This is a genomic window from Streptomyces sp. NBC_00322, assembly GCF_036147535.1.
In the GTDB taxonomy this organism is placed as follows: domain Bacteria; phylum Actinomycetota; class Actinomycetes; order Streptomycetales; family Streptomycetaceae; genus Streptomyces.
Genome location: NZ_CP108019.1, coordinates 2,977,855 through 3,003,118 on the forward strand (window position 1 = coordinate 2,977,855; position 25,264 = coordinate 3,003,118).

Consider the following 25,264-nt stretch of genomic DNA (forward strand, 5'->3'; position numbering starts at 1 on the left):
CCTGCCCTCAATCCAGGCAGAATTCGTTTCCCTCCGGGTCGGTCATCACGATGATCCCCTCGTCCAGGCCATTGGGCTCGAGCCGGTTCAGCCGCTTCGCTCCCAGCCCCTCCAGCCTGGTGGCCTCCACCTCCAGCGTGGCCATCCGCTCGTCCCCGGTCAGGCCGGGTGCTGCGCGCACATCCAGGTGCAAGCGGTTCTTCACCGTCTTTCCCTCCGGGACCTTCTGGAAGAACACCCGCGGCCCCTTGCCGTCCGGATCCGTGATGGCCGACCGGTCGTTGTGGTGCTCGGGCGGCACGCCCCACGCCGTCAGCGCAGCCGTCCAGTCGGGGAAGCCCTCGGGCGGCGGCTGGATGCGATAGCCCAGCGCCTGAGCCCAGAACGCCGCCTGCGCGCCCGGATCGGCGCAGTCGTAAGTCACCTGGAATTCCTTGGCCATGCCGCCTCCGACCGCTCGAAACCTGCCCACGTCCTCGCCCCGGTCGCCTCCCGGAACACACCGCCATCCTCGCACCGCCCTCGGACAAGCCGCTCGCCGACCACGGTGTCAGTCACCCGCCCCCAGCACCAGCCCAGGACCGGCAACCCCGACCGCCCCCGCGAAGCCTTCGCCCGCCGCCTTCAGCACCCCCTCCGCCACGGTGAACGCGGCTTGCAGCTCGGCCGCACATCCAGCCCCGCAGGCGCCACCCCCGCCGGGCACGTCGCCAGGTCCCGCCGGGCAGCGTCGGAAGACTGACGGCCCGTCGGATCACGGAACCAGCCGAAGCGCCAGGGATGTGACATCCGTTCTTCGGGGTCCAGCAGTGGAGGATTCACTCATTACCCGTGAGTCCTGTCGTGATGACGATATCGGGGGCGCGCGCCGGATGTTACGCGCGTCGACCCAGACGCCATGCCCTGGGAAACGCCCAAGGCAGTCCGCCATCACAGGAGGCCTCATCCTCATGAGCACGCGAAGAACTCACCGAGCCCTCGCGGGCCTGGCCTGTGCCGCCCTCGCGTTAGTCGCCCTGCCGGTCACCACCGCTCAGGCGGCGGCGGGGACCAGCGCCGGAGCACCGTCCCCCTCCACCTCTCTCTCCACGGCCGAAAAGATCCAGGACGCACTGGCCCGGAAGACCGCGGCCTCGCTGGGCGACGCGCCCTGGAGTGCGCAGCTGCGTACCGCCTCTCTTCGCTCCGCAGCGGTCGACCTGCTCGAACTGAGCCGACGGGCCGGCGCACCCGCCGGCCGGCGCATGGAGAGCGCCGTCGCCGAAGCCAACAGGGATCTTGCCGCGGCCAAGGGCCTGGGAGCGGGCACCGGATCGCTGCTCCGTATCAGGCTCGCCGACCCTTCGATGCGCGCCGGCCTCGCGAAGGGCGTGAAGCCGTTGGTGGCGGCTGCCGCACAGGACGACGACCGCATGTCGGTCACCGCCTACGACGGCGCCGGCCACCCGCACAAGCTCGATGCGAACAGGACGCCGGACCGGCCCGTGTATCTCATCGACATCGACACGTCCAAGGCTCTCGCGGCCGGCCTGGACATCCTCGACCGGGAACTGGCGAAGGCGGGCCTGGCCCTCCCGGCCCCGCAGAAGCCCGTCGCGCAGGGCACGTCCGGGGCAGCCGCGAGCGGCGTCTGGACGACGAAGATCACGTCCATCGGCGTGGCCGACGACCAGGAGCCGTGGTTCAAGGGCGGGGCCGAGACGTACGCCATCGTCACCGGCTGGGGACAGGACGGCGTCCCGCGCGTCGACACGGTGCAGATGCCGTATCTCGACGACGACGGGAAGACGTACTACCCGAACCAGGTCCTCGTGAAGTGGTTCAACTACAAGTACAACCTCGCCGACGTTGTCCTGATGGAGGACGACGGCGACACGAACTACAAGGCTCTTGCCCAAGCCATCGCGAGCGCACTGCTGACCCTCACCGACCAGGGCGTCTACGCACCCCTGGTGGACGCGGTACTCGCGGCCATTCCGGACTCCTGGTACACGGACGACCCGGACTATGTGGACTCCTGGTACTCCCTGTCCAAGCAGGACCAGGGCCGTCGCACAGGCGCCTCGGGCAATGGCTGGATGACCGTCGAGCCGTATTTCGTCGAGCAGTTCTGACCGCGTACCCCCTTCCGTAACGACGAAGCTACTAGCCGGTAGCTGGAACGCATCGTTCCGTCCACTGTCAGCCGCGATCATGCCGAGGTCCTGGCGCTTCCGCGCCCGGAACCGGACCCCACAGGAGTGAACCCCCCATGTATGCACGCAGATGGACCACCCGGGCGGCGGTGACGGTCGCCGCGCTTGCCCTCACCTCGTCCGTGACCGCCACAGCGAACGCCGCGACCCCCACCCTCACCTCGCAGCAGACGAGCACCAGCCGTCCGCTCCTCGCCGACGTCGACTACGCGACCTGGCAGCGCGACGTCTCCGCGGTCGTCGCCACCGCCCGCCCCTACATCGAGCAGCGCACGGCCGGTGCCTCGGGACAGCGCCTCGCGATGGTCCTGGACATCGACAACACCTCGCTGGAGACGGACTTCCACTACTTCTGGGAGTACCCGACCCCGGCGCTCAGGCCGGTGCTCGACCTGGTCCGTTACGCCGACTCCCGCGGCGTGGACATCTTCTTCGTCACGGCCCGCCCCGGCATCATCTACTCGCTCACCTCGTACAACCTCAAGAAGGTCGGCTACCCGGTCGACGGCCTGTACGTACGCGATCTGCCCGACCTGTTCGGCGAGGTCAGCGCGTACAAGACCGAGAAGCGGGCGGAGATCGAGGCCAAGGGCTACACGATCATCGCCAATGTCGGCAACAACACCGGCGACCTGGTCGGCGGTCACGCCGAGCGGACCTTCAAGCTGCCGGACTACGACGGCAAGCTGTCCTGACCCGGAAGACCGGCAGACACGTCCGCCGACCGTGCTCCAACCGCGGTCGGCGGACGGCCCGTTCACCGGTTCAGAAGACCGACTCCGCCTCGTACATACGGTTCTGTGGCACGGTCTTCAGCCGGGTGACCGCCTCCGCCAGCGGCACCGTCACCACGTCCGTGCCACGCAGCGCCGTCATCATGCCGAACTCACCGCTGTGCACGGCCTCCACCGCATGCCAGCCGAAGCGCGTCGCGAGCACCCTGTCGTACGCGGTGGGCGTGCCCCCGCGCTGCACATGCCCGAGGATGACCGGCTTGGCCTCCTTGCCGAGCCGGTGCTCCAGCTCCGCCGCGAGGCGGTTGCCGATGCCCTGGAAGCGCTCATGGCCGAACTGGTCGATCTCGCCCTTCTCGTACGCCATCGAGCCCTCGGCAGGGTGCGCGCCCTCCGCGACGCAGATCACCGCGAACTTCTTGCCGCGCGAAAAACGCTCCTCGACCATCTTCACAATGTCCTCGACCTGGAAGTGCCGCTCCGGCAGACAGATGCCGTGCGCGCCGCCCGCCATGCCGGACTCCAGCGCGATCCAGCCCGCATGCCGTCCCATCACCTCGACGACCATCACGCGCTGGTGCGACTCGGCGGTGGTCTTCAGCCGGTCGATGGCCTCGGTGGCGACCGTGACGGCGGTGTCGAAGCCGAAGGTGCGGTCGGTGGAGGAGATGTCGTTGTCGATGGTCTTGGGCACTCCGACGACGGGCATGCCCGCGTCGGCGAGCATCCGGGACGCGGTGAGCGTGCCCTCGCCGCCGATCGGGATGAGCGCGTCGATGCCGTACCGCTTCGCCAACTCCGCGGCGTTCTCAGCGGCTTCACGCAGCCGGCCGCGCTCCAGGCGGGCGGAGCCGAGGATGGTGCCGCCGCGGGCGAGGATGCCGCTGACGGCGTTGAGGTCGAGCGGGCGGTAGTGACCGTCGAGGAGGCCCTTGAACCCGTCCTCGAAACCGATGACTTCATCGCCGTAGCCGGTCAGAGAACGGTGCACAACCGACCGGATCACTGCGTTCAGGCCCGGGCAGTCGCCGCCTGCGGTGAGTACTCCGATACGCATCGTGCCGTGTCTCCTGCTCGTCAGTGATACATGTGAGCCCAGGTTCGATTGTTCCACGCGCGCCGGGAGCCCGGCGCTCCCAGGGCCTGTCGTTCGGATCTTGCCGGGTTCGCGTGCCCTGGCACGCACGCTCACTGATCCGGCCTGATCCAAACAACAGGCCCTAGCCACTGAGCCGCATGGCACTCGGACCCCGCTCGCGGGCCTGTCGACCGACCCTTGCCCGGCGGGCGTCCTACCTATCGCCGGAGGTATTGTCAAGAGGGCAAGGCCGCCCTGAGCGGCTTTTTTGTAGGTACCACCTTTCGTACGTCTCATACGCGACAGCATGGACGGGAGAGCACGCGTGACGCGCAGCGTGTACGTGACCGGGATCGACCGCTCGGACGGCCGGCAGGTCGTGGAGCTGGGGGTCATGGAGCTCCTGACCCGCCAGGTGGACCGGGTGGGCGTCTTCCGCCCACTGCTGCACGACCGCCCGGACCGCCTCTTCGACCTCCTGCGCGCCCGCTACCGGCTCTCGCAGGACCCGGCGTCCGTATACGGAATGGACTACCACGAGGCCTCCGCGCTGCAGGCCGAGAAGGGCACCGACGAGCTGGTCTCGCGGCTCGTCGAGCGCTTCCACCAGGTGGCACGCGCGTACGAGGTCGTGCTGGTCCTCGGCACGGACTACGCGGGCACCCAGCTCCCCGACGAGCTGGCGCTCAATGCCCGGCTCGCGAACGAGTTCGGCGCCTCGGTGATCCCGGTGGTCGGCGGCAAGGGCCAGACCGCCGAGTTGGTACGGGCCGAGACCCGCAATGCCTACCGCGCGTACGAGGCCCTGGGCTGCAATGTCCTCGCCATGGTCGTCAACCGGGTCCGGCCCGATGAGCGCGAGTCCATAGCCGAGCGGCTGGCGGCCCGCCTCCCCGTTCCCTGTTACGCCCTTCCCGACGAGCCGGCGCTCGCGGCTCCCACGGTCGCCCAGATCACCCACGCGCTCGGCGCCACCGTCCTCCTCGGCGACGACGCCGGTCTGGCCAGGGACGCACTCGACTTCGTCTTCGGCGGTGCGATGCTGCCGAACTTCCTGAGGGCCCTGACCCCGGGCTGCATGGTGGTCACCCCCGGCGACCGCGCCGATCTGGTGGTGGGAGCGCTGGCCGCGCACTCCGCGGGCACCCCGCCCATCGCGGGCATACTGCTGACGCTCAACGAGAGGCCGAGCGAGGAGATCCTCACGCTGGCCTCCCGGCTCGCGCCCGGCACCCCCGTCGTCCTGGTCCCCGGCATGAGCTTCCCGACGGCGGCCGAACTGTTCGGCCTCGAAGGCAAGTTGAACGCCTCCACGCCCCGCAAGGCCGAAACCGCGCTCGGCCTCTTCGAGCGACATGTCGACACCGGCGACCTCCTGGCCCGTATATCGGTGGCCCGCAGCGGCCGCGTCACCCCGATGATGTTCGAGCACGACCTCCTGGAGCAGGCCCGTGCCGACCGCCGTCGTGTCGTCCTGCCCGAGGGCACCGAGGAGCGGGTGCTGCGCGCCGCCGACGTCCTCGTGCGCAGGGACGTCTGCGACCTGACCCTGCTCGGCGACACCGAGGTCATCCGCAAGAAGGCCGCCGACCTGGGCATCGACCTGAGCACCACCCAGCTGATCGACCCGGCCACCTCCGAGCTGCGCCAGAGCTTCGCCGAGCGGTACGCGCAGCTGAGGGCACACAAGGGCATGACGGTGGACCTGGCGTACGACGCGGTGGCGGACGTGAACTACTTCGGCACGCTGATGGTCGAGGAAGGACTGGCCGACGGCATGGTGTCGGGTTCCGTGCACTCCACGGCCGCGACGATCCGCCCGGCCTTCGAGATCATCAAGACAAAACCGGACGCCTCGATCGTCTCCTCCGTCTTCTTCATGTGCCTGGCCGACAAGGTCCTGGTCTACGGCGACTGCGCGGTCAACCCGGACCCGGACGCCGAGCAGCTCGCGGACATCGCGATCCAGTCGGCGGTGACGGCGGCCCGCTTCGGCGTGGAGCCGCGGATCGCGATGCTCTCGTACTCCACGGGCACCTCCGGGTCGGGCGCGGACGTCGACAAGGTGCGCGAGGCGACCAAGCTGGTGCGCGAGTCGCGTCCGGATCTACGGATCGAGGGACCGATCCAGTACGACGCGGCCGTCGAGCCGTCCGTCGCGGCGACGAAGCTGCCGGAGTCCGAGGTGGCGGGCCGGGCGACCGTGCTGATCTTCCCGGACCTCAACACGGGCAACAACACCTACAAGGCCGTGCAGCGCTCGGCCGGCGCCGTGGCCGTCGGTCCTGTGCTGCAGGGTCTGCGCAAGCCGGTGAACGATCTGTCGCGCGGCGCGCTCGTCAGCGACATCGTGAACACCGTCGCCATCACCGCCATCCAGTCCCAGGGTCAGGAGCTCCCGGCATGACCGCCACCCGCGTTCTCGTCCTCAACTCCGGCTCCTCGTCGGTGAAGTACCAGCTGCTCGACATGCGGGACAGCTCGCGCCTGGCGGTCGGGCTGGTCGAGCGGATCGGCGAGGAGACCTCGCGTCTGGTGCACACCCCGCTCGGCGGCGGCGCCGGGAAGCGCGAGCGCAGCGGCCCGATCGCCGACCACGACACGGCGCTGAAGGCGGTCGCCGAGGAGCTGGCACAGGACGGACTCGGCCTGGACTCCCCCGAGCTGGCGGCGATCGGTCACCGGGTTGTCCACGGCGGGCTGAAGTTCACCGCGCCGACCGTGATCACCGACGAGGTGATGGCGGAGATCGAGCGGCTGGTCCCGGTGGCGCCGCTGCACAACCCGGCCAACCTCACCGGAATCCGTACCGCCCAGGCGCTGCGACCGGACCTGCCGCAGGTCGCGGTCTTCGACACCGCCTTCCACACGACGATGCCGGAGTCGGCGGCGCGCTACGCGATCGACGTGGAGACGGCGGACGCCCACCGGATCCGCCGCTACGGCTTCCACGGCACCTCGCACGCGTACGTCTCGCGCAGGACGGCGGCCCTGCTGGGCAAGGACCCCTCCGAGGTGAACGTCATCGTGCTGCACCTGGGCAACGGCGCGTCCGCCTCGGCGGTGGCGGGCGGGCGGTGCGTGGACACCTCGATGGGGCTGACACCGCTGGAGGGTCTGGTGATGGGCACCCGCTCCGGTGACATTGACCCCGCGGTTACGTTCCACCTCAAGCGGGTCGCGGGAATGTCGGTGGACGACATCGACGAACTGCTCAACAAGAGAAGCGGTTTGGTGGGGCTGTGCGGCGACAACGACATGCGGGAGATCCGCCGCCGGATCGAGGAGGGCGACGAGCGCGCGCGGCTCGCCTTCGACATCTACATTCACCGACTGAAGAAGTACATAGGCGCCTATTACGCGGTACTCGGCAGGGTGGACGCGATCGCGTTCACGGCCGGGGTCGGCGAGAACGCGGCGCCGGTGCGCGAGGCTGCCGTCGCGGGTCTGGAGGAGCTGGGACTCGTGCTGGACGCCGAGCGGAACGCCGCCCGCTCGGACGAGGCGCGAATTATTTCCGCGCCGTATGCCCGAGTTGTGGTGGCCGTGGTCCCGACAGATGAGGAGCTGGAGATCGCCCGGCAGACATTTGCACTGGTCACAGGCGTTTCCGCCGAGGGCAACGCCTGAGCGGAACGCCGCCCATTTGTACATTCCACCAGACGGAATATTCCGCGTCGAAACAAACCGATAGGATCCGCCTTATGCGCCGTTCCAAAATCGTTTGCACACTGGGCCCCGCCGTCGACTCCTACGAGCAGCTGAAAGCGCTCATCGAGGCCGGCATGAACGTGGCCCGTTTCAACATGAGCCACGGGACCCACGCTGAGCACGAGGAGCGGTACCACCGCGTGCGCAAGGCGTCCGAGGACACCGGCCACGCGGTGGGCGTGCTCGCCGACCTCCAGGGCCCCAAGATCCGTCTGGAAACCTTCGCCGAGGGGCCGGTCGAACTGGTCCGCGGCGACGAGTTCACCATCACCACCGAGGATGTCGCCGGCGACAAGTCGATCTGCGGCACCACATACAAGGGCCTCCCGGGCGATGTGTCCAAGGGCGACCAGATCCTGATCAACGACGGCAACGTCGAGCTGCGGGTCGTCGAGGTCGTGGCCCCCGAGGTCAAGACGATCGTCGTCGAGGGCGGCGTCATCTCCGACCACAAGGGCATCAACCTGCCCGGCGCGGCGGTCAACGTCCCCGCGCTCTCGGAGAAGGACGTCGAGGACCTGCGCTTCGCGCTCCGTATGGGCTGCGACCTGGTGGCGCTGTCCTTCGTACGGGACGCGAGCGACGTCAAGGACGTCCACAAGGTGATGGACGAGGAGGGCCGCCGGGTCCCGGTCATCGCCAAGGTCGAGAAGCCGCAGGCCGTCGAGAACATGGCGGACGTCGTGATGGCGTTCGACGGTGTGATGGTGGCGCGCGGCGACCTGGCCGTCGAGTACCCGCTCGAGAAGGTCCCGATGGTGCAGAAGCGCCTCATCGAACTGTGCCGCCGCAACGCCAAGCCGGTGATCGTGGCGACCCAGATGATGGAGTCGATGATCACCAACTCCCGCCCGACGCGCGCCGAGGCGTCCGACGTCGCGAACGCGATCCTGGACGGGGCGGACGCGGTCATGCTGTCGGCCGAGTCCTCGGTCGGCGCTTACCCGATCGAGACGGTCAAGACGATGTCGAAGATCGTCGTCGCCGCGGAGGAAGAGCTCCTGTCGAAGGGCCTCCAGCCCCTGGTCCCGGGCAAGAAGCCCCGCACCCAGGGCGGCTCGGTGGCACGTGCGGCCTGCGAGATCGCGGACTTCCTGGGCGCCAAGTCCCTGGTGGCCTTCACCCAGTCCGGCGACACGGCCCGCCGGCTGTCCCGCTACCGCGCGGAGCAGCAGATCCTGGCCTTCACGACGGACGCCTCGACGCGCAACCAGCTGACGCTGAGCTGGGGCGTGGAGTCCTTCCTGGCACCGTTCGTGGAGACGACGGACGCGATGGTCGACCTGGTGGACGCGGAACTGCTGAAGCTCCAGCGGTACAACGAGGGCGACATCATGATCATCACGGCGGGCTCCCCGCCGGGCGTGCCGGGGACGACGAACATGGTGCGGGTGCATCACTTGGGCGGGGTGGACGCGAAGTAGTCGCACGCGCCTGCAGAGTTGGCGAGGGCGGTACCCCGGACTGGTCCGGGGTACCGCCCTCGTCCTGTTCGTGTCAGGTGGTGACCTCGATGCCCTCCGCATTCCAGGCGCGGGCGAACCCGCGGCCTCGTGCCGAGACGGTCACCATGCCGGGCCCGTAGTCGACGTCACCCGCGATCTCACTGAGGGCGACCGGCGGCAACTCGACATCCATGTACTCCCCGGGGGACAGTTCGTACTCCATCCCCGACGGTTCGAACTGAACGGTGAGCGGCGCATCCACTGCCGATACTCGGAATCTCATCTGCCTACCAGTTCTTCAGGATGTACGCCATGAGATCAGCACGGGGACCCGCGCTCGGGTTCTGCGGCGTCACCTTGCGGACCTTGTCGTAGTACTTGAACACGGTCTCGACCTGGCTCTTGGTGAACCCGGCCTGCTTGACCTTGGCGACGTGCGCGGGATTCATGTAGTTCAGGTTGTCGACCTTGTTCGCCCACAGGATGCCCTTACCGAGTCCACTGGCATTGGCATAACCATGCGCTCGCGCCACGGCGTTCACGGCTTCGAGTTCCGGCGCGACCGCTGCGGCCGTCGACGCGGTGCGAACGGCACCTGTCGTGGCGTCGGCCGCCATGCCCGCATCCCTCGCCGCCGCCACGGCCTCGGTCATGCCCGAGCCGGCCACGGCCGCGGTCCGGATTCCCCTGACCAGCTTGGCGGCCACACCGATCACCGCCGGGGCCACGATCGCCGCCGCCCAGAGGCAGCCCGTGACCTTGCCGTCCCAGCAGTCCGTGAAGTCCTTGACCATGCCCTTGGCGAAGCCTTCGAGCATGGACTTGGTCAGCTCGAAGCCGTCGATGTGGACCTTGCGCGTCTCAGTGATGTTGATCGGCGCAGAGTCGACGTACTGCACTTCCAGATCGCCGGCGCACTGCGCAAGCGGCGTGTCCGGGAAGGCGCACAGGACGACGAAGTACAGCATCGTGCCGGTGACGTGGTAGTCGACTGTGTAGTCGCAGCCGTTCGTTCCAGTGCACAGACCATCGGACTCTGCCGTGGCCGTGACCCCGTACGGGACTCCCATCACCTCAGGGGCGCCCGCCGGGCCTGTCGTGCTCGCCGTCTCGATTTGCTTCTCGTCGCGCTTGTCCTCCTCGGTGCGGCTGGCCGCGGCCTGCGCCTCGTCCGCAGCATCCTGGGCCCGTGCCGCCGAGGCCTCCGCCGTGGTCGCGTCCCGCTCCGCCTGGTCAGCTACACCACGTGCGGTGCTCGCGTCGGTCTCCGCAGCGGTGGCCGCGCTGCGGGCCGATGCGGCATCCCGCTCGGCGTCCGTCGCCGCGGTGTCGGCCTGCGAGGCGTAACTGCCCGCTGAGTCGGCCGCGCCTTGTGCGGCCTCGGCGTCCTCCGTGGCCTGCTGGTTGTACGCGACGGTGTTGGCCTCGGACTTCTTCGCTGCCTTGGCCGAGGCATCCGCCGCACTGGCAGAGGCCTGGGCCTGCTCCGCCGACTTTGCGGCACTCGCCGCAGAGTCCGCGGCACTGGCTGCCGCCTCCGCAGCCGCCTTCGCGTCCACGCTTGCCTTCGCGGCCAGCTCCTTAGCCAGAGCCGCGGCCTTAGCAGCCTGCTCGGACTTGGCCTTCGCCACCGCTGCCTGCTGCTCGGCCGCGGTCTTCGCGGCCTGCCCGGTCAGTACGGCCAGACCCGCCGAGGAGTCGGTCTCCTTGTACGGGGAGCCCAGCTCGATGGCGTCGTTGGCCGGCTTGACGACCTGCGCCGCCGAGTCACGGGCGGCCGTGGCCGCCTGCGCGGTGGCGTACGCGTAGCCCGCGGAACGGATTGCGTCGGCCCCGGCCAGGACGGCCTCCGAACGGGCCACAACCGCATGGCCCTTGGCCTCCGCGGCCTTCTGCTTGGCGGTCTCTGCCTCCGCCTTCGCGGTGATGGCGTTCCACTTCGCCGCATCCGCCGCGTCGATGGCGTCGGCCGCTGCCGCGTGCGCCTTCTTCACCGCAGCCTCGGTGATGGCCACGTCCCGCTTGGCCGCGTCCGCCGCCGACTGGGCTCGCTCAGCCGCCGCGTCGGCACGGGTCGCTGCCGCACGGGCGTTGGACGCCGCTGTGGTGGCCTCATTGGCCGCAGTACGGGCCGATGTGGCCGCGGTCGTCGCGTTGTTCGCAGCGGTACGAGCCTGGGTGGCCGCCGCACGGGAGGCCTCCGCCGCCGAGGTGCCCTCGTCGGCCGCTGCCTGGGCCTCGAGAGCAGCAGCCCGTGCGTTGAGGGCGTCCCGGTTCCTCTCTGCCGCGAGGGCCCGGTCGCGAGCCTTGACCGCGTCGCCCTCAGATGAAAGTGCCTCGTTCTTCTTGGTCGCCGCGGTGGTTCCGGCGCTCTGCGCCGCAGCCAGCTGGTCCGCCGCAACCTGCCGCTCGGACTGGGCTTTTGTCTCAGCAGCCGCAGCCTTGCCGCGCTCGGACTCCGCAAGCTCCTTCTGGGACTTGGCGTAGTCGCGCTCGGCCTCTGCCTTGGCTCGCTTGGCGGCAGCGTCTGCGGCCGCGGTCTTCGCGGTCTGCTCCGCAGCCGCAGCCTTGAGCTGGGCAGCCTTCGCCTTGGAGGCGTTCTCGGCGGCCTTGACCGCCTGCGCGGCGGCACCGTCCGCGGCGGCCTTCGCCTGGGCGGCGGCCTCCTCTGCGGCCTTGCGGCGGAACTCCGCCTTGGCGGCGTGCGCCTGGGTCATCGCCAGCGCGTTGAGGGTCTTGGCATCGGCGGCAGACGCACGCGTGGCGTTCAGCGCGGTCTCCGTGGCCTTGGCCGCGGCCACCGTGGCGGCGACGGAGGCCTTGGTGATCTGGGCCGCCTGTTGCCCGTACATCACACCTCGGCCGCGCGGCTGACCGGCCGCATCGGCGATTGCGTACGCCTCGGCCTGGGCTTTGTCGACCTTCGCTTCCTGGGCCTTGGCGTCGACCACGGCGCGGGAGGTGACGTAGAGCCGACCGGTGGCGCGCGCCTGCGCGTTGAGGATCCGCTTGTTCACCTCGGCGAGCGTGGCCGCCGTCGGGTAGTCGGTGTTCTTGGCAGGGTCCTGCGTCGTCCAGTACGCCCGCCACTGCGTGAGGCGACTGGCGATCATCGACTGGCCGAGGGCCTCACCCATGGCCTGGGACGCCGTCTGCAAGGCCTTGTTGGCCTGCGCCTCGGCGGTCATGATCACCTCACGCTGGGCCTTCTGGCCAGCGAGCTCGTTCTGCCACTCGACGGAAGCGGTGGCCGCCTCGGCGCCGAGGACCTTGTGCGGGTCGTCCGGGTTGTGGCTGGCGCACGAGGCGAAACGTGCTTTGAGGTTTTCGACGTCGATCCGGAACTCCATCGAGTCGGGATCGGGTGCGCTGGTCGGGAACCCCCCGTTCTGCAGGAAGATCCGCGCGTCGTCGGCGTACATGGGGTGCATGAACGTCATGCCCTCCCACGCCTTGCGGTCCTCGTAGGTCTCGTACGTCTCCGGGTAGTACCGCTTGGTGGCGATATCGGTGACCGCGTCGGCGGACTCCTTGCTCGCCGGAGGCGTCATGTCCTCATAGAAGTCACCCTCCGAGGTCCAGAACTGATCGGCGATCCAACCGCTGAGGCCGGTCTGCACGAAGAGCTTGTCCTCGTCGTCGCCCGGGTTACCCGGCGGCTCATAGTCGTAGCCCGGGACGTCCCAGAACCCGGGGAAGCTGCTGAGCTGTTCCTGCCAGGCCTTCTGGCGCTCTTCGTTGAGCTCGAGCAGCTTGTCGTGGGACCTCTGGTGGTCCTTGTCGTACGCGGCGGAGAGCGGGGTGGGGTCCCAGTAGTTCGAAGCTGCAGCTGCGTGCAGCTGCTCGTCGGTTCCGGCCAGGCCCCCGCGGGCGACCGCCTTCATCTCTGCGCCGCCCTTGCGCAGGATGTAGTTGAGGCGGCACTGGTCCTGGCGGACCTTGGCCGCCTCTTCCAGGTTGAACTCCTCGGGGACGTCCGCGGTGCCGGTGGCGGCGGCGTTGAGGAAGTCGATAGCGGCGGGCGGGGTCTGCAGCCCGCTGCCGGAAACAGTGACGGCCAGCGATGTGGCCAGGGCCGTTGCGGCCAGAAGTCCAGACCATCTGCCGACTCTTCGGCGTCTGGGCAGATGTGCGTTGCTGCTCATGCCAGTTCAGCCGTCCTGTCAGAAGAGGGTGTCGAAGGAGGCCCAGCCAGAAGTCCCGATCTGGACCCTGGGGGCGAAGGGAGCGGTCGCGTTGCCGGTGCCCTTGAAGAGCCACAGCGAGCCGGCGCTGTCGTTGGCGATGAGGTCGGTCTTGCCGTCGCCGTCGTTGTCGCCGCTGGAGACGATCGACTTGTACGCTTCCCAGCCTTTGCCGACAGTGATCCGGCTGCCAAGTGCCGCGTCCTGTACGGCGTTTCCGGTGCCGGGGTAGATGTAGAGGGTTCCGTCGGTACCGCGAGCGATCAGGTCGGCCTTGCCGTCACCGGTGTAATCGCCGCGTCCGGCCAGGGCGTTCATCCCGTTCCAGCCGGCGGTGCCGATGCGGATCCGCGCGACCAGGGTGCCGTCTGCCTTGCCCTGGTAGAGCCAGAGCGTGCCGTCGGTGTGACGGGCGACGATGTCGGGATCGGTGGTGCCGCCCATATTGCCGACGGACACCAGCAGGCTGTACTGGTCCCAGCCGCCGCCGATGACCTTGGTGTCGTTGCCATGTTCGGCGGTGTAGTAGAGCGTGCCGCCTGCGCGGTGGTACAGGTCGTTGCCGTTTCCGTACTCCGACACGTTGGCCTGGACGAAGGTGTTCACCTCGGCCCAGCCGCCGCCCATGTCGACGAGAGGCTTGACCCCACCGGTGCCCTTGGGCTCGTAGTCGTAGAGACGGCCGGCCTTGCGGCCGAAGAGGGGGAACATCACGGGGCCCGGGGCAGCCTGGGTGGCCTGCGCGGCCGCGTTGTCCGCCCGGTCGTCACGGAACGGCGGCGCCGCCCTGGCCACCAGGACGGTGGCTATCGCGATGGCGAAGCCCACGGCATAGATCACCGCCCGGCGCACCGGGCGGCTGAGATGTCTGAACATGAATGTGGAGGGTCCTCACAGGAGTTACCTGCGCGGACGCGTGGAGGGTCGCTGCACAACGGCCGCCCCCCGACGCCCGCGCGCCGGGTCGAGCGACCGCAGCGTGATCACCCTAGAGCGCAGAGTCCTCGACTGGGAAGGCTTTCTGGAACTGATGTGCGGACGCGGGCACATCTCCTCCACAACTCGTCCGCGCCTCCTGGCTGTCATGTGGAGTTCGGCCCAGACAGTGAGTTCGGAGTGCTCATGGATTGTCCCAGCGGTCGGTCACCGCCTCGACGAGAGCAGCCCGCCCGACCTCGTCGAGCCGTCGCCTCCGCACTCTGGTGCACTGGGCGGGGGCAGTGCGGGTACTCGTCCCCGACCTGGATCCGCAGCCCGTCCGGCCGCCGCAGGATGCGCCGCGGATGCCGCGCGGAGTGAGTACCCAGGGCGAAGCCCATGCGGTAGCAGTCGTCAATCGTCGCTGGTGGGCAGCCAGTTACGTAATTCATGTCACCAGAGTGGAGTGGTGCGCTTACGCTCGGCTACGACTGGAAATGTACGCCGCGAGGCGTGAGCTTGGGGGTGACCGCCGCGTGGGTAACATCCGCGACCTCGATCCCAGCGCATCGCCGCTGGACTACTACGGCTCCGAACTGCGCCGCCTGAGAGAGGACGCCGGGCTGAAGCAGGGCGAGCTGGGTGGCTGTGTCTTCTGTACGGCGTCACTGATCGGCCAGATCGAGACGGCGAGGAAGGTGCCGACGCGGGACTTCTCGGAGCGCGTGGACGCGGCGCTGGGGACGGGCGGGGTGTTCTCACGGCTGGTGGGGCTGGTGCTGCGGAGCCAGTTGCCGAGCTGGTTCCAGGCGTACGCGGAGATGGAGGCGAGAGCGACGTACATCTCCACGTATCAGGCGCAGTTGGTGTACGGCCTGCTGCAGACCCCGGACTATGCCCGTGCGGTGCTTCAGGCTGGATGGTCGAACCGGCTCGATGAGGCGGTCGCCGCGAGGATGGAGCGCCAGCGCATCTTGAGCCGGGAGCGCCCGCCGCTGGTCTGGGTGGTGCTGGACGAAGCGGTGCTGCACCGGCCGTTCGGCAGCCGCGACATCATGCGGAATCAACTCCTCCATCTGTTGAGCTTCCGGGACCGGCGTGAGGTTCGTATCCAGGTGCTCCCATTCCACGCGGGTCAACACCCGGCAACGGTTGGGTCGTTCACCGTCCTGAGGTTCGAAGGGGACCCGGATATCGTCTACGCCGAGAGCTATGGTTCGGCCCATGTGACCGCCAACCCGGAGACAGTCAGGGACTGTGCGCACCGTTACGATCACTTGCAGGCTGCGGCCCTCTCGGTGGAGGACTCGGCGGCGCTGATCGCCCGCGTACGGGAGGAACGTTATGGGGACCAACCAGAACCTGACAGGTGTGCTGTGGCGCAAGTCCAGCTATAGCGGAGGCACCGGCGGCGACTGCGTCGAGTGCGCCCCGCTCGGCCCCGCCGCCTGGCTCAAGTCGTCGTACAGCGGAGGCACCGGAGGTGAGTGCATCGAGGTCGCCGCCCAGCCCTGCCGTATCGCCGTCCGCGACTCCAAGAACCCCGACTGCCCCGCCTTCACCGTCACCCCCGCCGCATTCACGGCCTTCGTCACCGCCGCCGCGGAGGGCGGTCTCTAACTGATCGTGTCTACGAGGTACTTGATATCGCTCACGACGTACTCCCCGTAGTGGAACGCCTTCCCCAGCGCCGCCAACCTCGCGTACTGCTCCTCGGACAGATACAGGGACTCCGGGGACAAGGAGGCGCTCTTCATGGGCAGGGCGCGCAACAGCAGCCGGAAGGCGAGATCCGGGGTGTGGCGGACACACTCGGCGAGTGCATCCGCCACCTCCCGGTCGAGGACGCCCCTGAACTCCTCCACTGCGGAGAGGACCTCATCGGCCAGCTCTCTCCCCTCGTACCGGTCGGCGCCCAAGAGTGTCGTGGTGTCCGGGCGGCGGGAGAGCCAGGCATCGCACACCCCGATCACCTGTCGCATCCACTCGGCACCGTCCGTGACGCGGCCGCGGCGGAAGAAGTACTCCCCTCCCTCCGCGCATCCCTCCCACAGCACTGTGATCCAGTCCGAGGGGAGCCCGTCGAGGAGGAGCCGAGCATCGCGGCGGACCAGCAGCACCGCATCCGGCTCGAGCTCCTCCACGAACTGATCGGCCACGGCCTCCGCTTCCGTGGAGGCGTCCAGCGTCCAATCCTGGTGGAAGAAACTCATGATCCACGCGATACCGAACGTGAACTCCGTAGACCGATCCATCGAACGTCGCCTCCTTATGCCGGATACCCGGTATGGACGTAGTAGCCGCCCGGCTTGTGCCCCGGCGCACGTTGCAGGACGATCACGAACTGGTTGCTGGCGTCGGTGATCGTGGTGCCGTCCGTCAGCTCCGGGGCGATCTGCCGGACCTCCGGCACGACCGCCTTCGCCAACTCCGTCGGGGCGGGGGACCTCGCTCAGGAAGCAGCTGGTCGAAGATTCATGTAGCGGGCGTACTGCTCTTCGCTGACAACGGCGTCGCTGGCGCAGAGAGTCTGGAGGAACAAGCGGAAGGCCAGGTCCGGGCCGACCGACGTGGCGGCCCGCTCCAAAACTCGTGTGTGGGGCCGGCCACGTCAGAGTCGCACAGGCGGCCTGGACGTGCTCAGTGGTCGCCCGTGTGCGGGCGCACGGGGCGTGGCAGCGGCTGACGCCAGTAGCCCAGCGTCGTGAGGAGAAACTGGCGGGCGAGAGGACGTATTTCGTCCCACGCCGGATCTGTGGCCAGGGCGTTGGCCCAGAGGCCGGCGCGGCAGGCGGCATCGATCTCGCCGAGGTGACGGCCGATGGCCTGAAGATCGCGCAGATTCTTGGGTTCGAAGGCTCCGCGCTCCGCGAGTTCTTCGGAGATGCGGCAGAGGAGCTCCACCTCTTCAACGACGGACTCCGTCTCCAGCTCACGCTCGCCCAGCCAGGCAAGCTGCTCCTGGGTGTCGGCTGCGAGGAGGGCCATAAATCGCAGCGTCCAGGTGCGCAGGTTCGCGTCGCCGAGATGGTTCATACATGCAGGATCGCACCTAGCTCCCTCCAGACCGTGTTCGATGGGCGCGGAAGGGCGGCAACGGCCGGCGCGGCGCCGGCAGAGGTTGAAGCGCGAGTGCTGCTGCCGCAATCGAACGGTGCCAGACAGCGTGCCCACCGAAGTGGTAAACATTTGCTGTCCGTTCCCATGGACATAACCAGCTGGAAGATCCTTCGCGACCGCCGCCTGAAAAGCGACTGTGTCCATCACGCCATGCTCGGCATCGCCCGCCTGTACACCCTCACCCTCGGCGGACAGGCGCACCGCTCGACGTCCGGTGAGCCGTCCCCTATCCAGTTCGGGGATCACTTACGGGAGAGGCTTTAGAGCGGGGTGGGCCGTGAAGACCACGAACTTGCTGGGCTTGTGGGACTTGCCGACGTACTTCAACCCGAGGGGCTCGTCCGATCGGACCGCGGCCAGGTGCCCCTCGCCCGCACATTGGGACGTGCGGTACTCCGGCACCCGTCCCACTCCACCGTGAGGCGGTAGGACTCGGGCATAAGGCGCGTGTCCCGTTCAGAGCGTTCGTCAACCTGCGCGCCATCAGTCCACCAGGTCCGGCCAGACGTTGAAGTCACCGTCGTCGACGACGTCCTCACCGAGGCCGAGCTCGTCCCCGAGCGCGAGGTAGCGCTCGTAACGGGCCTCGCTGATCGGCACGAAGTACCCCTTCACGGCACGGAGCAACAGCCGGAACCCGAGGTCCGTATCGACGTCCACCGCCTGTTCCAGGGCTGGCACAACACCGTCGAGCGGGCTGTAGGGGTGGTGGGCCGTGGCCTGCTCCAGGGCAGGCCCGACCGACCTGATCTCGGCACGGACCGCCTCCCTCATCGCCTCGTCCACCACCGATGCGGCAGGGGCGGGCATGACGGCGGGGTCGTCGCGTCGGATCCTGTCGGTGGAGATGTCCGCGATCCGGCGCAGCCACACCCGGCCGTCGATCCGGAGGTGCTCCAGGTCGAATTCCCGAAACGTCCCCGCCAGCCACAGGATCTCGACGTCTCGGCTGGACAGCGGTGAGTCCAGGAGCACGAGACAGTCCTGCAGAAGCTGCTGGGCGAACGCCCCGTCGAACCGGTCGGCAACGCTCGCGACGACGTCCAGGCCGACGGTCTCGCTGTTGACCAAGGGGTAGCGGATCCACTTGATCAGCCCGCTGAGCCCGATGTCGACACCGAGGTGCCGGTGTGGCTGCGCCATGATTCATTCGCCTGCTTCGGAAGAGCGGTGCGGATGGCGAAGACCCGAGGGCGGTACCCGTGGAAGACCGGGATACCGCCCTCGGTTGTAGTGCTCAGTCAGTCCGCACGCGGCATGAGCTGGAGAGTGCCGTCATCGACAACGGACTCGTTGTACCCGAACCTCTCGCCCAGGTCGCGGTACCGGAGGTGCTGCGACTCGCTGATGTAAACCAAGTACGCCTTGAGGACCCGCAGGAAGAGCCGGAAGCCGAGGTCGGGGTCGACCTCGGTGACGACCCGTTCCAGCGCCGGGACCACTTCCGGCACCCCGTAGTAGGGGTGGTCGGCGGTGGTGTGCTCCAGCTCCGGTGCGATCGCTCGCACCTCGGCGAGGACCGCGTCCTTGAGGTCCCCGAGGTCAGGATCGCAAGGAGTCACCGGAGCGAGGGCATCGGGTCGCGGCTCGTCCCGGCGGATGCGTTCCTCGCAGACGTCCACGATCTGGCGGAGCCAGTCGCGTCCGTCCATCCATCGCTCTTCCGGGACGAACCGCACGCCCACGGCCGCACACCACAGGATGTCGATCTCCCTGGTAGGAAGCGGTGACTCCAGCAGTGTGACGGCGTCCTCCAGGAGGGTGGGTGCGTAGGCACCCTCGCCCCAGTCGGCGGCCAGCGCGACGATCTCCAGCGGGGTGTGTTCGTCGACCCAGGGGCTGCCGAACCACTTGGTGAGGCCGCTGAAGCCGAAATCGATCCAGATGTCCTTGCGATCCATTACCTGGTCACTCTCACTCCGGGTGCGACGTGTAGACCATGTACCCGGGCTTGTGCTTGGACCTCTTCAGGGTGATGGAGACCCAGTTCCCGGCCGGACGCGCATGCGCGACGCCGGTGGTCGGGTAGATGGTTCCCAGGGAGCCCGGGGTGTCCAGCTGGACCCTGAACGACTTGAGGTGCAGCGCGCTCTCCGAGTCCTTGGGAGTGTTCTTCATCCACTTTTCCAGCTCGGACCGGTGGGTGGCGTACCACTTCGCGAAGCCCGCGTCCACGGACGCCTGTGCCGTTGCGAGGTCCGTCCAGATACCTGTCACTCCAGGATGGTTGGGGTTCCTCGCCAGGTCCTCGATGGCTTTGTCAACGGCTTGCTGCGGGCTGGGGTTCACATGATCCCTGAGCGTGTGTCCCCCGCGGTCGTTCTCGTGCAGCACGAGGTCCAGGCAGTTGTGAACGAGCACATCCTGGGGCCGCTGACCCGACGTACGCACAAAGAACGTGTGCAGGTCATCGACCGTGAGGTCGTAGACGAGGCGCGGAGCCAGGCCCGAGCGGTCGCGGAGGGCGGTCACCGCCCGGACGGAGCCGTCCGGGGTGCGCAGGCGGTCACCGACGCGCAGCTCGGAGACCAGCGTCCATCCGCCGTCCACCACATAGAACTTGTGGCCCGCGGTGCTGGTCAGCGTGCCACCGCCGACGACGGTGATGTCCACCAGCCGCTGGGTGTCGTGCTGGAAGGTGTCGGTGACCTGCCGGGCCCGCAACTGGCCGGAAACCGGATCCGTGGCCCTGACCAGGTCACCCACCCCCACCTGGCTGATGGGCCGGTGCGAACCATCCGCCATCAGCACCTGGGTGCTGCCCGGGAAGCTGTTGCGCGCACAGGCAGTGAACGCGTCCTCGTAGACGTTCACCGAGCGTTCGAGCATGGCGAGGGTAGCGGGGTCCAGGTCGAGGGTCTTGAGGGCCTTGAAGGCATCTCGCACCCCGACTCCGGTCTTCATCGCGGCGTCCAGGGCCCGGATTCCATCGAAGACCTTGTCGAACGCCTTGCCGGGGATGAAGTTGCTCAGGGCCCAGGCGCAGCCGCTGACACTGCCGTGCCAGCAGTCGACGAAGTCCTGGACCAAGGCCGCCTTGATGACCTGGTAGGCGAGCGTCATCTGGATGAGTTGCCACTTGGTGAAGTACCGGGTGACGTCCTTCTTCAGACCCGGGATGCGCTTGCTCTCCAGAAGCAGCGTGTCCTCGGACGGGCAGCCGCTGGCGCTGGCCGTCGCGTCGGGGTTGGTGCAGAGGAAGAAGTCGACCATCGCGCTGAAGGTGACGGTGAACGTGGTGGTGCAGCCCTCGAAACCGATCGTGATCACGCAGGGCTCGTGCTGCTTGGCGTCGGTGATCTCGATGCTGTCCTCGTCGACGACGTACCACGTGCCGCCGACTCCGGTGCCCGCACCGGTCGAGACCTGCTTGTTCGCGGCGTTGCGTGCCGCTTCCTCGGCTGCCTTCTGGGCCTCCTTGGCGTACTTCAGCGCGTCCTTGGCCGCCTGTTCGGCTTCGGTCGCGGCCGCGTCGGCACGTGTCGCGGCGGCGCGGGCGTCCTTGGCTGCCTGCTCGGCCGTTGCTGCCGCCTCGCGGGCGGCGGCGGCGTCGAGGGCGGCCTGGTCGGCGGAGGCACGTGCGTCCTTGGCGTAGCCTTCGGCGCGGCCTGCCGCCTTGTCGGCGGCGGCGGCGTCCTCGGTGGCCTTGCGGTCGTACTCGATGGTGCGGGCCAGGGACTGTGAGGCCTTCGAGGCCGCGATGGCAGCCTCAGCCGCGTAACCCAGAGCCTCCTTCGAATAACCGCGGGCGGCGGCCGCATGGCCGGCGGCGTTAGCTGCGTACTGGTAGGCGATCTTCGCGTCGCCGGTGGCTTGGTCGGCGAGGTTCTTGGCCGCGGCTGCTTCGGCCTGCGCGTTCTTGGCGTGCGCCTCGGCGACGGCCTTCTGCTGCTCCGCGATCGACTTCGACGCCTGACCGGTCAGTACGACCAGGCTCGCGGCCGAGTCGGTCGTGACATACGGCGAGCCGAGCTGAATGGCGTCGTTGGCGGGCTTGGCGACCTGCGCGGCGGCGTTGCCCGCGTCCACCGCAGCCTGTGCGGTGACGTAGGCGAAGCCCGCGGCCTTCGCCGAAGCCACGAGGGCCTTGCCTGCTTCCTTGCTGGCCTCGTCCGCGTGGGACTTGGCGGTCTTGGCCAGCTTCTCCGCCTCGTCCGCCAGCTTCACCGCCGCGTTCGCTTCCGAGGCGGCGTGCTCGGACGCCTTGATGGCGTCGGCCGCGGCGCTGGTCGCGGTCTTCACCGCGGCGTCGGCCTTCAGCTTGGCGGCCTGAGCGGCGTCCGCGCTCGCACGGGACCGCTTGGCGGCCGCCTCGGCACGGGTGGCCGCGGCATCCGCCTCGGCCGCCGCCTCAGTCGCGGCATCCGCCTCGCCCCGGGCCCGACCCGCTGCTGCCTCGGCGTCGTCCGCGTACTTGTCGGCCGCGTCCGCTGCCGCCCTGGACTCCTGGGCACTGCTGTCGGAGTCATGAGCCTCGGCGAACGCCTCCTTCGCGTCCGCCTTCGCACGTGCGGCGTCGGCCTTCTGCGCGGCGTCCCACGCGTCGGCGTTGAGATCGCGGGCGTTGTCGCGCGCCTTGACCGCGTCGTTCTTCCGCGCGACGGCGATCCCCTCGGCGGCTTCCGCCTTCTCCTTGGCGTCCTGGGCGTTCGTCGCCTCGGCCTGGGCGTTCTGCTTGTGCTGGTTGGCTTCGGCCTGCTTGGCGGCGGCGGTCTCCTTCTCCGCCTTCGCCGTGGCCTCTTCGGCCTCGGCCGCGAGTCGCTTGGCGTGCGCGTCAGCGGCAGCCGCCTTGGCGTCCCCCTCGGCCTTCAGGGCCTCGGCGAGCTTGGCCTCCGCCGTCTCCTTGTCCTTCTTCGCGTTGTCACGGTGGATCTTCGCCGCGTCCGCGGCGGCCTTCGCCTGCAACTCGGCAGTGTGCGCGGCTTCCTTGCGGAACTCGGCGTTGACCTGCGCGGCCTGAGCCAGCGCACGCTGCGCGATGGTCTCGCTGTCGCCCGCGGAGGCTCTCGTTGCGGCCTCGGCGGTCTCACCGGCCTTCACCATCGCCGTCAGCGCGGCGAGGGAACCCTTGGTGACCTGCGCCTTCTGCTGACCGACCAGAAGGCCACGGCCACGCGGCGCGCCGGCCGCATCGGCGACCGCGTACGCGGCCTTCTCAGCCGTGTCCGTGGTGGTGGCGGCCGTCGTCGCCGCCGCAGCCTGCGCCTTGATCGCGGCCAGTTGCTTCTTCGCCGCCGCCTGGGCGTCAGTGATGCCCTTCTTCGCCTTGTCGAACTGCGCCTTGTCCGGATAGGACAGGCTGTCCGTGCCCTTGTGACCGGACGGCTTGATCAGGAACTTCTGCGAACTGGCGTCCTTGCAGTCCCACAACCGCGCGTCCGTGCTCTTGGTGAACGCACTCAGGTCCAGGCACTTGCCCGTGGACAGGCTCTTGAGGGGCGAGGCGGCACGGACGTCACCATTCCACGACTGTCCCTCGGACTTGTAGCAGTCCGAGATCTGGATCTTCGTGCCGTTCGCCGGCTTGTTCCCAGCCACATCCAGGCACTTGGACGAGCCGACGTTACGAAGGTGGAGGTCGTCCTCACTGCCTTCGAGCGTCCACTGCTGCGACGCGCCGCCGTTGCAGGTGTAGATCTGGACCGGCGTGCCGTTGGTCTTGGCGCCGCCCGCGACGTCCAGGCAGTTGCCCTTCGCGCCCGGGACCTCGATCGTCGCGTAGCTGTCACCGATCCAGCCCACCCCGCCGGCGGACCAATAGTCCTGCCAGCGGGCGAGGTGGTCGGCCACCCAGGAGTGGCCCAGCAGGTCGCCCAGTGCCTTCGCGCCGGTGGCGAGGCTCGTGGTGGCGCTCTTGTTCGCGGCCAGGATCTGGTTGCGCTGCGTGGCCTGGGAAGCGATCTCCTGCTGCCACTCCTTCGCAGCCGTGGTGGAGATGTCGCCCAGGACCTTGTTCGGGTCGATCGGGTCGCGCCAGGCGCACGAGGCGAACCGGGTCTTCAGGTCCTCGACCGCGATACGGTGCTCCGCCGTGCCCGGTTGCGACGCGGTACGGGGGAAGCCGCCGGAGGCGAGGAAGAGGCGGGAGTTGTCCGCGCCGGTGGGCTCCAGGGACCAGTCGGACAGGTGCTCGTACGCGCCATGTTCCGCGCGCTGACGCTCCCACTCGGGCTGCTGCGGGTCAGGGTCCTTGCCGTACAGGGGCCCACCGAGATCCTTGACGGCCTTGACCGTCTGCTCGTCGGCCTTGGGCGTGGGGTCCTCGTAGAAGTCGCTCTCGCTCTTCCAGAACCGGTCGGCGACCCACTTGGTCAGACCGGTCTGGCCGTAGAAGTTCTCGTTCTTGTCACCCGGGTACCCCGGAGGCCAGTGGAAGCCGACCTCGGTGAAACCTCTAGGAGTCTCCAGCCCGTCGAGCGGCTTTTGCCAGGTGTCCCGCAGAGCGTTGAGGGCGTCCATTTCCTTGGACGCCGCGTCCCGGTCCTTCTTGTACGCCAGGGCGAGCGGGGTGTCCTCCCAGTGCTTCCGGTTCGCCAGCTCATGCAGCTTGTCCTGCGGCTGGTTGAGACCGTCCTGCGCGGTGGCGGCCATGGACGACCCGCCCAGGCGCAGCACATCGGCCATCAGGCACTGGTCCTGCCGCAACTGCTCGGCCGCGGTGTCCGTGTACCAGTCGTAGTCGTCCCCCGCCGGGGCCATGCGCTGTCCGGCGAACTGGTTGAGTACGTCAGGCTGGACGGCCAGGCCGCCGAGGACGGCCAAGGCGGCGACGGACGTGACGACAGAGGTGAAAGCTGCTGATGTTCGTGATCTGGGTCTGAACAACCCTGGTCTGGGGCGCAAAAGAGGCATCCTTCGTAGCGAACGAGGGCAGGCGGGGGCGACCGTCCCAAGAGGCGGTGGTGATACGCGCGGGTCAGCCCGCTGTCCCGGCGCGGAAACGGGAGCAGCAGACGGCGCCGACCGAGACGGCATTCACAATGAGCCAGAATCGCGGCATGACGGTCGTCCCTCCCCCGTGGTGGCACTGTCCCCCCGGCCGCCGGCTGATGTGCGCGCGTCACGGCGGAGCGGTCAAGGTCCACCACGCGCGCGCGGCTACCACCATAGCCACAGGTCAACACCTCGGAGCAAGAGGTGACTTCAGCGTTCGGAACCCCTGACGTGAGGGCCTTACAGGAGCTCTCGCGATCCGGCGTGCGCAAATCCCGTGGTCACGACGGGGGTTACCTGTGTGGCTACTGTGAAGGCGGAGTGGAGGTGACGACGCTTCTCGGCCTGGAAGTTGGCTGACAAGCAACCCTTCCCAGCAGCTCAGCTCAGCCGGTTCCCTGGACCTGTGGGCGCCTCAGCCCACGTGCAGCGGTAGATAATCAGGCCACTTGCGGCAGGTGTCGTTGGCCAACTGGTCGAGCGCCTCGCCCCGGAGGAGCGAAACGCCTGGGTGCAAGCACTCGACCCGCCAGTTCGCGGCTTCTCGGTACGCAGAGTGCAAGAGCTCGATGTTCTGGAAGCCGTCACGTCCGGGAACCTCACCGCTCACGAGGCCCGTACAGCTCTCGACGGGTGGTCGGACTGGCTGCAGCTACGTGTCATCGCCGCTTCCGATGACACGGACATTCTGCGGCTGTTGTCCGAAGTGGGCAGGACGAGGCGCATCAGGAACACCGCGCTCAGCTCGCTGAGTTAGCCGCAACGACCCAACAGCTTCGGGACGTTCCCTCGACTCGGGCGCCTGCTTCTCCCGCCCTCATCTGGTTCAGCGTGTGCTCGACGCCGCAACGGCCGGCCATCCGTAAGTCCGGATACCTGAACTTCGTAGGCGACTGACCTTCGAGAGGGAAACGGAATACAACTGTGGGCCGCACCCTCGAAAGGG

18 protein-coding genes and 1 pseudogene are annotated in these 25,264 nt (G+C 68.4%); 8 read left to right on the forward strand and 11 right to left on the reverse strand.

All coding sequences use genetic code 11. From position 1 onward, the window contains the following. Positions 1-7: 7 nt before the first annotated feature. A complete protein-coding gene (locus OG905_RS13285; RefSeq protein ID WP_328668174.1) occupies positions 8-442 on the reverse strand; it encodes a VOC family protein in 435 nt (144 codons plus the stop codon). Positions 443-950: 508 nt separating this feature from the next. Between OG905_RS13285 and OG905_RS13290 the strand changes: the two genes are divergently transcribed. Together OG905_RS13290 and OG905_RS13295 are read left to right on the forward strand one after the other, a co-directional pair. Continuing rightward, positions 951-2,114 carry a DUF3103 family protein gene (locus tag OG905_RS13290; RefSeq protein ID WP_328668175.1) on the forward strand — a complete coding sequence of 388 codons (1,164 nt, stop codon included), beginning with the start codon at positions 951-953 and terminating at the stop codon, positions 2,112-2,114. A gap of 137 nt (positions 2,115-2,251) precedes the next feature. Continuing rightward, positions 2,252-2,890, forward strand: a complete 639-nt coding sequence (locus OG905_RS13295; RefSeq protein ID WP_328668176.1) for an HAD family acid phosphatase — start codon at positions 2,252-2,254, stop codon at positions 2,888-2,890. A gap of 70 nt (positions 2,891-2,960) precedes the next feature. Here the strand turns inward: OG905_RS13295 and OG905_RS13300 are convergent, their stop codons facing one another. After that, entirely contained in the window at positions 2,961-3,986 is a 1,026-nt protein-coding gene (locus OG905_RS13300; RefSeq protein ID WP_328668177.1) for an ATP-dependent 6-phosphofructokinase, read from the reverse strand. Positions 3,987-4,332: 346 nt separating this feature from the next. On the opposite strand from OG905_RS13300, the gene pta reads away from it, so the two are divergent. The 3 genes from pta to pyk all read left to right on the forward strand — a co-directional run bounded on the left by pta (position 4,333) and on the right by pyk (position 9,142). Further along, positions 4,333-6,414, forward strand: a complete 2,082-nt coding sequence (pta, locus tag OG905_RS13305; RefSeq protein ID WP_328668178.1) for a phosphate acetyltransferase — start codon at positions 4,333-4,335, stop codon at positions 6,412-6,414. Beyond that, the gene (locus tag OG905_RS13310) at positions 6,411-7,637 is read left to right on the forward strand and encodes an acetate kinase (protein ID WP_328668179.1); all 1,227 of its coding nucleotides are present in this window, start codon (positions 6,411-6,413) and stop codon (positions 7,635-7,637) included. Before pta ends, OG905_RS13310 begins: the two co-directional genes overlap by 4 nt. A gap of 74 nt (positions 7,638-7,711) precedes the next feature. Beyond that, complete coding sequence (pyk, locus tag OG905_RS13315) at positions 7,712-9,142, forward strand: pyruvate kinase (protein ID WP_328668180.1); 1,431 nt, start codon at positions 7,712-7,714, stop codon at positions 9,140-9,142. 73 nt (positions 9,143-9,215) lie between these two features. Here pyk and OG905_RS13320 read toward each other — a convergent pair whose 3' ends face one another. The 3 genes from OG905_RS13320 to OG905_RS13330 are packed head-to-tail and all read right to left on the reverse strand — an operon-like array spanning position 9,216 to position 14,223. Next, positions 9,216-9,446, reverse strand: a complete 231-nt coding sequence (locus OG905_RS13320; RefSeq protein WP_328668181.1) for a hypothetical protein — start codon at positions 9,444-9,446, stop codon at positions 9,216-9,218. Between the two features lie 4 nt (positions 9,447-9,450). Continuing rightward, complete coding sequence (locus OG905_RS13325; protein WP_328668182.1) at positions 9,451-13,308, reverse strand: hypothetical protein; 3,858 nt, start codon at positions 13,306-13,308, stop codon at positions 9,451-9,453. A gap of 18 nt (positions 13,309-13,326) precedes the next feature. Then, positions 13,327-14,223, reverse strand: a complete 897-nt coding sequence (locus OG905_RS13330) for an FG-GAP repeat domain-containing protein (RefSeq protein ID WP_328668183.1) — start codon at positions 14,221-14,223, stop codon at positions 13,327-13,329. Between the two features lie 578 nt (positions 14,224-14,801). Here OG905_RS13330 and OG905_RS13335 point away from each other — a divergent pair. Beyond that, the gene (locus OG905_RS13335; protein WP_328668184.1) at positions 14,802-15,662 is read left to right on the forward strand and encodes a helix-turn-helix domain-containing protein; all 861 of its coding nucleotides are present in this window, start codon (positions 14,802-14,804) and stop codon (positions 15,660-15,662) included. Next, positions 15,610-15,885, forward strand: a complete 276-nt coding sequence (locus tag OG905_RS13340; protein WP_328668185.1) for a DUF397 domain-containing protein — start codon at positions 15,610-15,612, stop codon at positions 15,883-15,885. Before OG905_RS13335 ends, OG905_RS13340 begins: the two co-directional genes overlap by 53 nt. Here the strand turns inward: OG905_RS13340 and OG905_RS13345 are convergent. From OG905_RS13345 to OG905_RS13355, 3 genes are all read right to left on the reverse strand, one after another. Further along, on the reverse strand, positions 15,882-16,520 hold the full coding sequence (locus OG905_RS13345; protein WP_328668186.1) for a hypothetical protein: 639 nt from the start codon (positions 16,518-16,520) through the stop codon (positions 15,882-15,884). The genes OG905_RS13340 and OG905_RS13345 overlap by 4 nt on opposite strands. Before the next feature lie 14 nt (positions 16,521-16,534). Next, entirely contained in the window at positions 16,535-16,693 is a 159-nt protein-coding gene (locus tag OG905_RS13350; protein WP_328668187.1) for a hypothetical protein, read from the reverse strand. A 212-nt stretch (positions 16,694-16,905) separates the two neighbouring features. Next, positions 16,906-17,301, reverse strand: a complete 396-nt coding sequence (locus OG905_RS13355; protein ID WP_328668188.1) for a hypothetical protein — start codon at positions 17,299-17,301, stop codon at positions 16,906-16,908. A gap of 180 nt (positions 17,302-17,481) precedes the next feature. On the opposite strand from OG905_RS13355, the pseudogene OG905_RS13360 reads away from it, so the two are divergent. After that, positions 17,482-17,577 (forward strand): annotated as a pseudogene (locus OG905_RS13360) (IS5/IS1182 family transposase); the annotation flags it as partial. A gap of 291 nt (positions 17,578-17,868) precedes the next feature. On the opposite strand, the gene OG905_RS13365 reads toward OG905_RS13360, so the two are convergent. The 3 genes from OG905_RS13365 to OG905_RS13375 all read right to left on the reverse strand — a co-directional run bounded on the left by OG905_RS13365 (position 17,869) and on the right by OG905_RS13375 (position 24,147). After that, a complete protein-coding gene (locus OG905_RS13365) occupies positions 17,869-18,528 on the reverse strand; it encodes a hypothetical protein (protein WP_328668189.1) in 660 nt (219 codons plus the stop codon). Positions 18,529-18,626: 98 nt separating this feature from the next. After that, positions 18,627-19,286, reverse strand: coding sequence for a hypothetical protein (locus OG905_RS13370; protein WP_328668190.1), 660 nt, complete (start codon positions 19,284-19,286; stop codon positions 18,627-18,629). 13 nt (positions 19,287-19,299) lie between these two features. Next, complete coding sequence (locus tag OG905_RS13375; RefSeq protein WP_443043935.1) at positions 19,300-24,147, reverse strand: ricin-type beta-trefoil lectin domain protein; 4,848 nt, start codon at positions 24,145-24,147, stop codon at positions 19,300-19,302. Positions 24,148-25,264: the final 1,117 nt, after the last annotated feature.

What these genes read in the sequence shown, in the direction of transcription:
- OG905_RS13295 (WP_328668176.1), top strand. Translation starts at nt 2,252, where the DNA reads ATGTATGCACGCAGATGGACCACCCGGGCGGCGGTGACGGTCGCCGCG.
- OG905_RS13355 (WP_328668188.1), bottom strand. Translation starts at nt 17,301, where the DNA reads ATGAACCATCTCGGCGACGCGAACCTGCGCACCTGGACGCTGCGATTT.
- OG905_RS13310 (WP_328668179.1), top strand. Translation starts at nt 6,411, where the DNA reads ATGACCGCCACCCGCGTTCTCGTCCTCAACTCCGGCTCCTCGTCGGTG.
- OG905_RS13330 (WP_328668183.1), bottom strand. Translation starts at nt 14,223, where the DNA reads ATGTTCAGACATCTCAGCCGCCCGGTGCGCCGGGCGGTGATCTATGCC.
- OG905_RS13370 (WP_328668190.1), bottom strand. Translation starts at nt 19,286, where the DNA reads ATGGATCGCAAGGACATCTGGATCGATTTCGGCTTCAGCGGCCTCACC.
- OG905_RS13300 (WP_328668177.1), bottom strand. Translation starts at nt 3,986, where the DNA reads ATGCGTATCGGAGTACTCACCGCAGGCGGCGACTGCCCGGGCCTGAAC.
- OG905_RS13340 (WP_328668185.1), top strand. Translation starts at nt 15,610, where the DNA reads ATGGGGACCAACCAGAACCTGACAGGTGTGCTGTGGCGCAAGTCCAGC.
- pyk (WP_328668180.1), top strand. Translation starts at nt 7,712, where the DNA reads ATGCGCCGTTCCAAAATCGTTTGCACACTGGGCCCCGCCGTCGACTCC.
- OG905_RS13320 (WP_328668181.1), bottom strand. Translation starts at nt 9,446, where the DNA reads ATGAGATTCCGAGTATCGGCAGTGGATGCGCCGCTCACCGTTCAGTTC.
- OG905_RS13285 (WP_328668174.1), bottom strand. Translation starts at nt 442, where the DNA reads ATGGCCAAGGAATTCCAGGTGACTTACGACTGCGCCGATCCGGGCGCG.
- OG905_RS13325 (WP_328668182.1), bottom strand. Translation starts at nt 13,308, where the DNA reads ATGAGCAGCAACGCACATCTGCCCAGACGCCGAAGAGTCGGCAGATGG.
- OG905_RS13365 (WP_328668189.1), bottom strand. Translation starts at nt 18,528, where the DNA reads ATGGCGCAGCCACACCGGCACCTCGGTGTCGACATCGGGCTCAGCGGG.
- OG905_RS13345 (WP_328668186.1), bottom strand. Translation starts at nt 16,520, where the DNA reads ATGGATCGGTCTACGGAGTTCACGTTCGGTATCGCGTGGATCATGAGT.
- OG905_RS13290 (WP_328668175.1), top strand. Translation starts at nt 951, where the DNA reads ATGAGCACGCGAAGAACTCACCGAGCCCTCGCGGGCCTGGCCTGTGCC.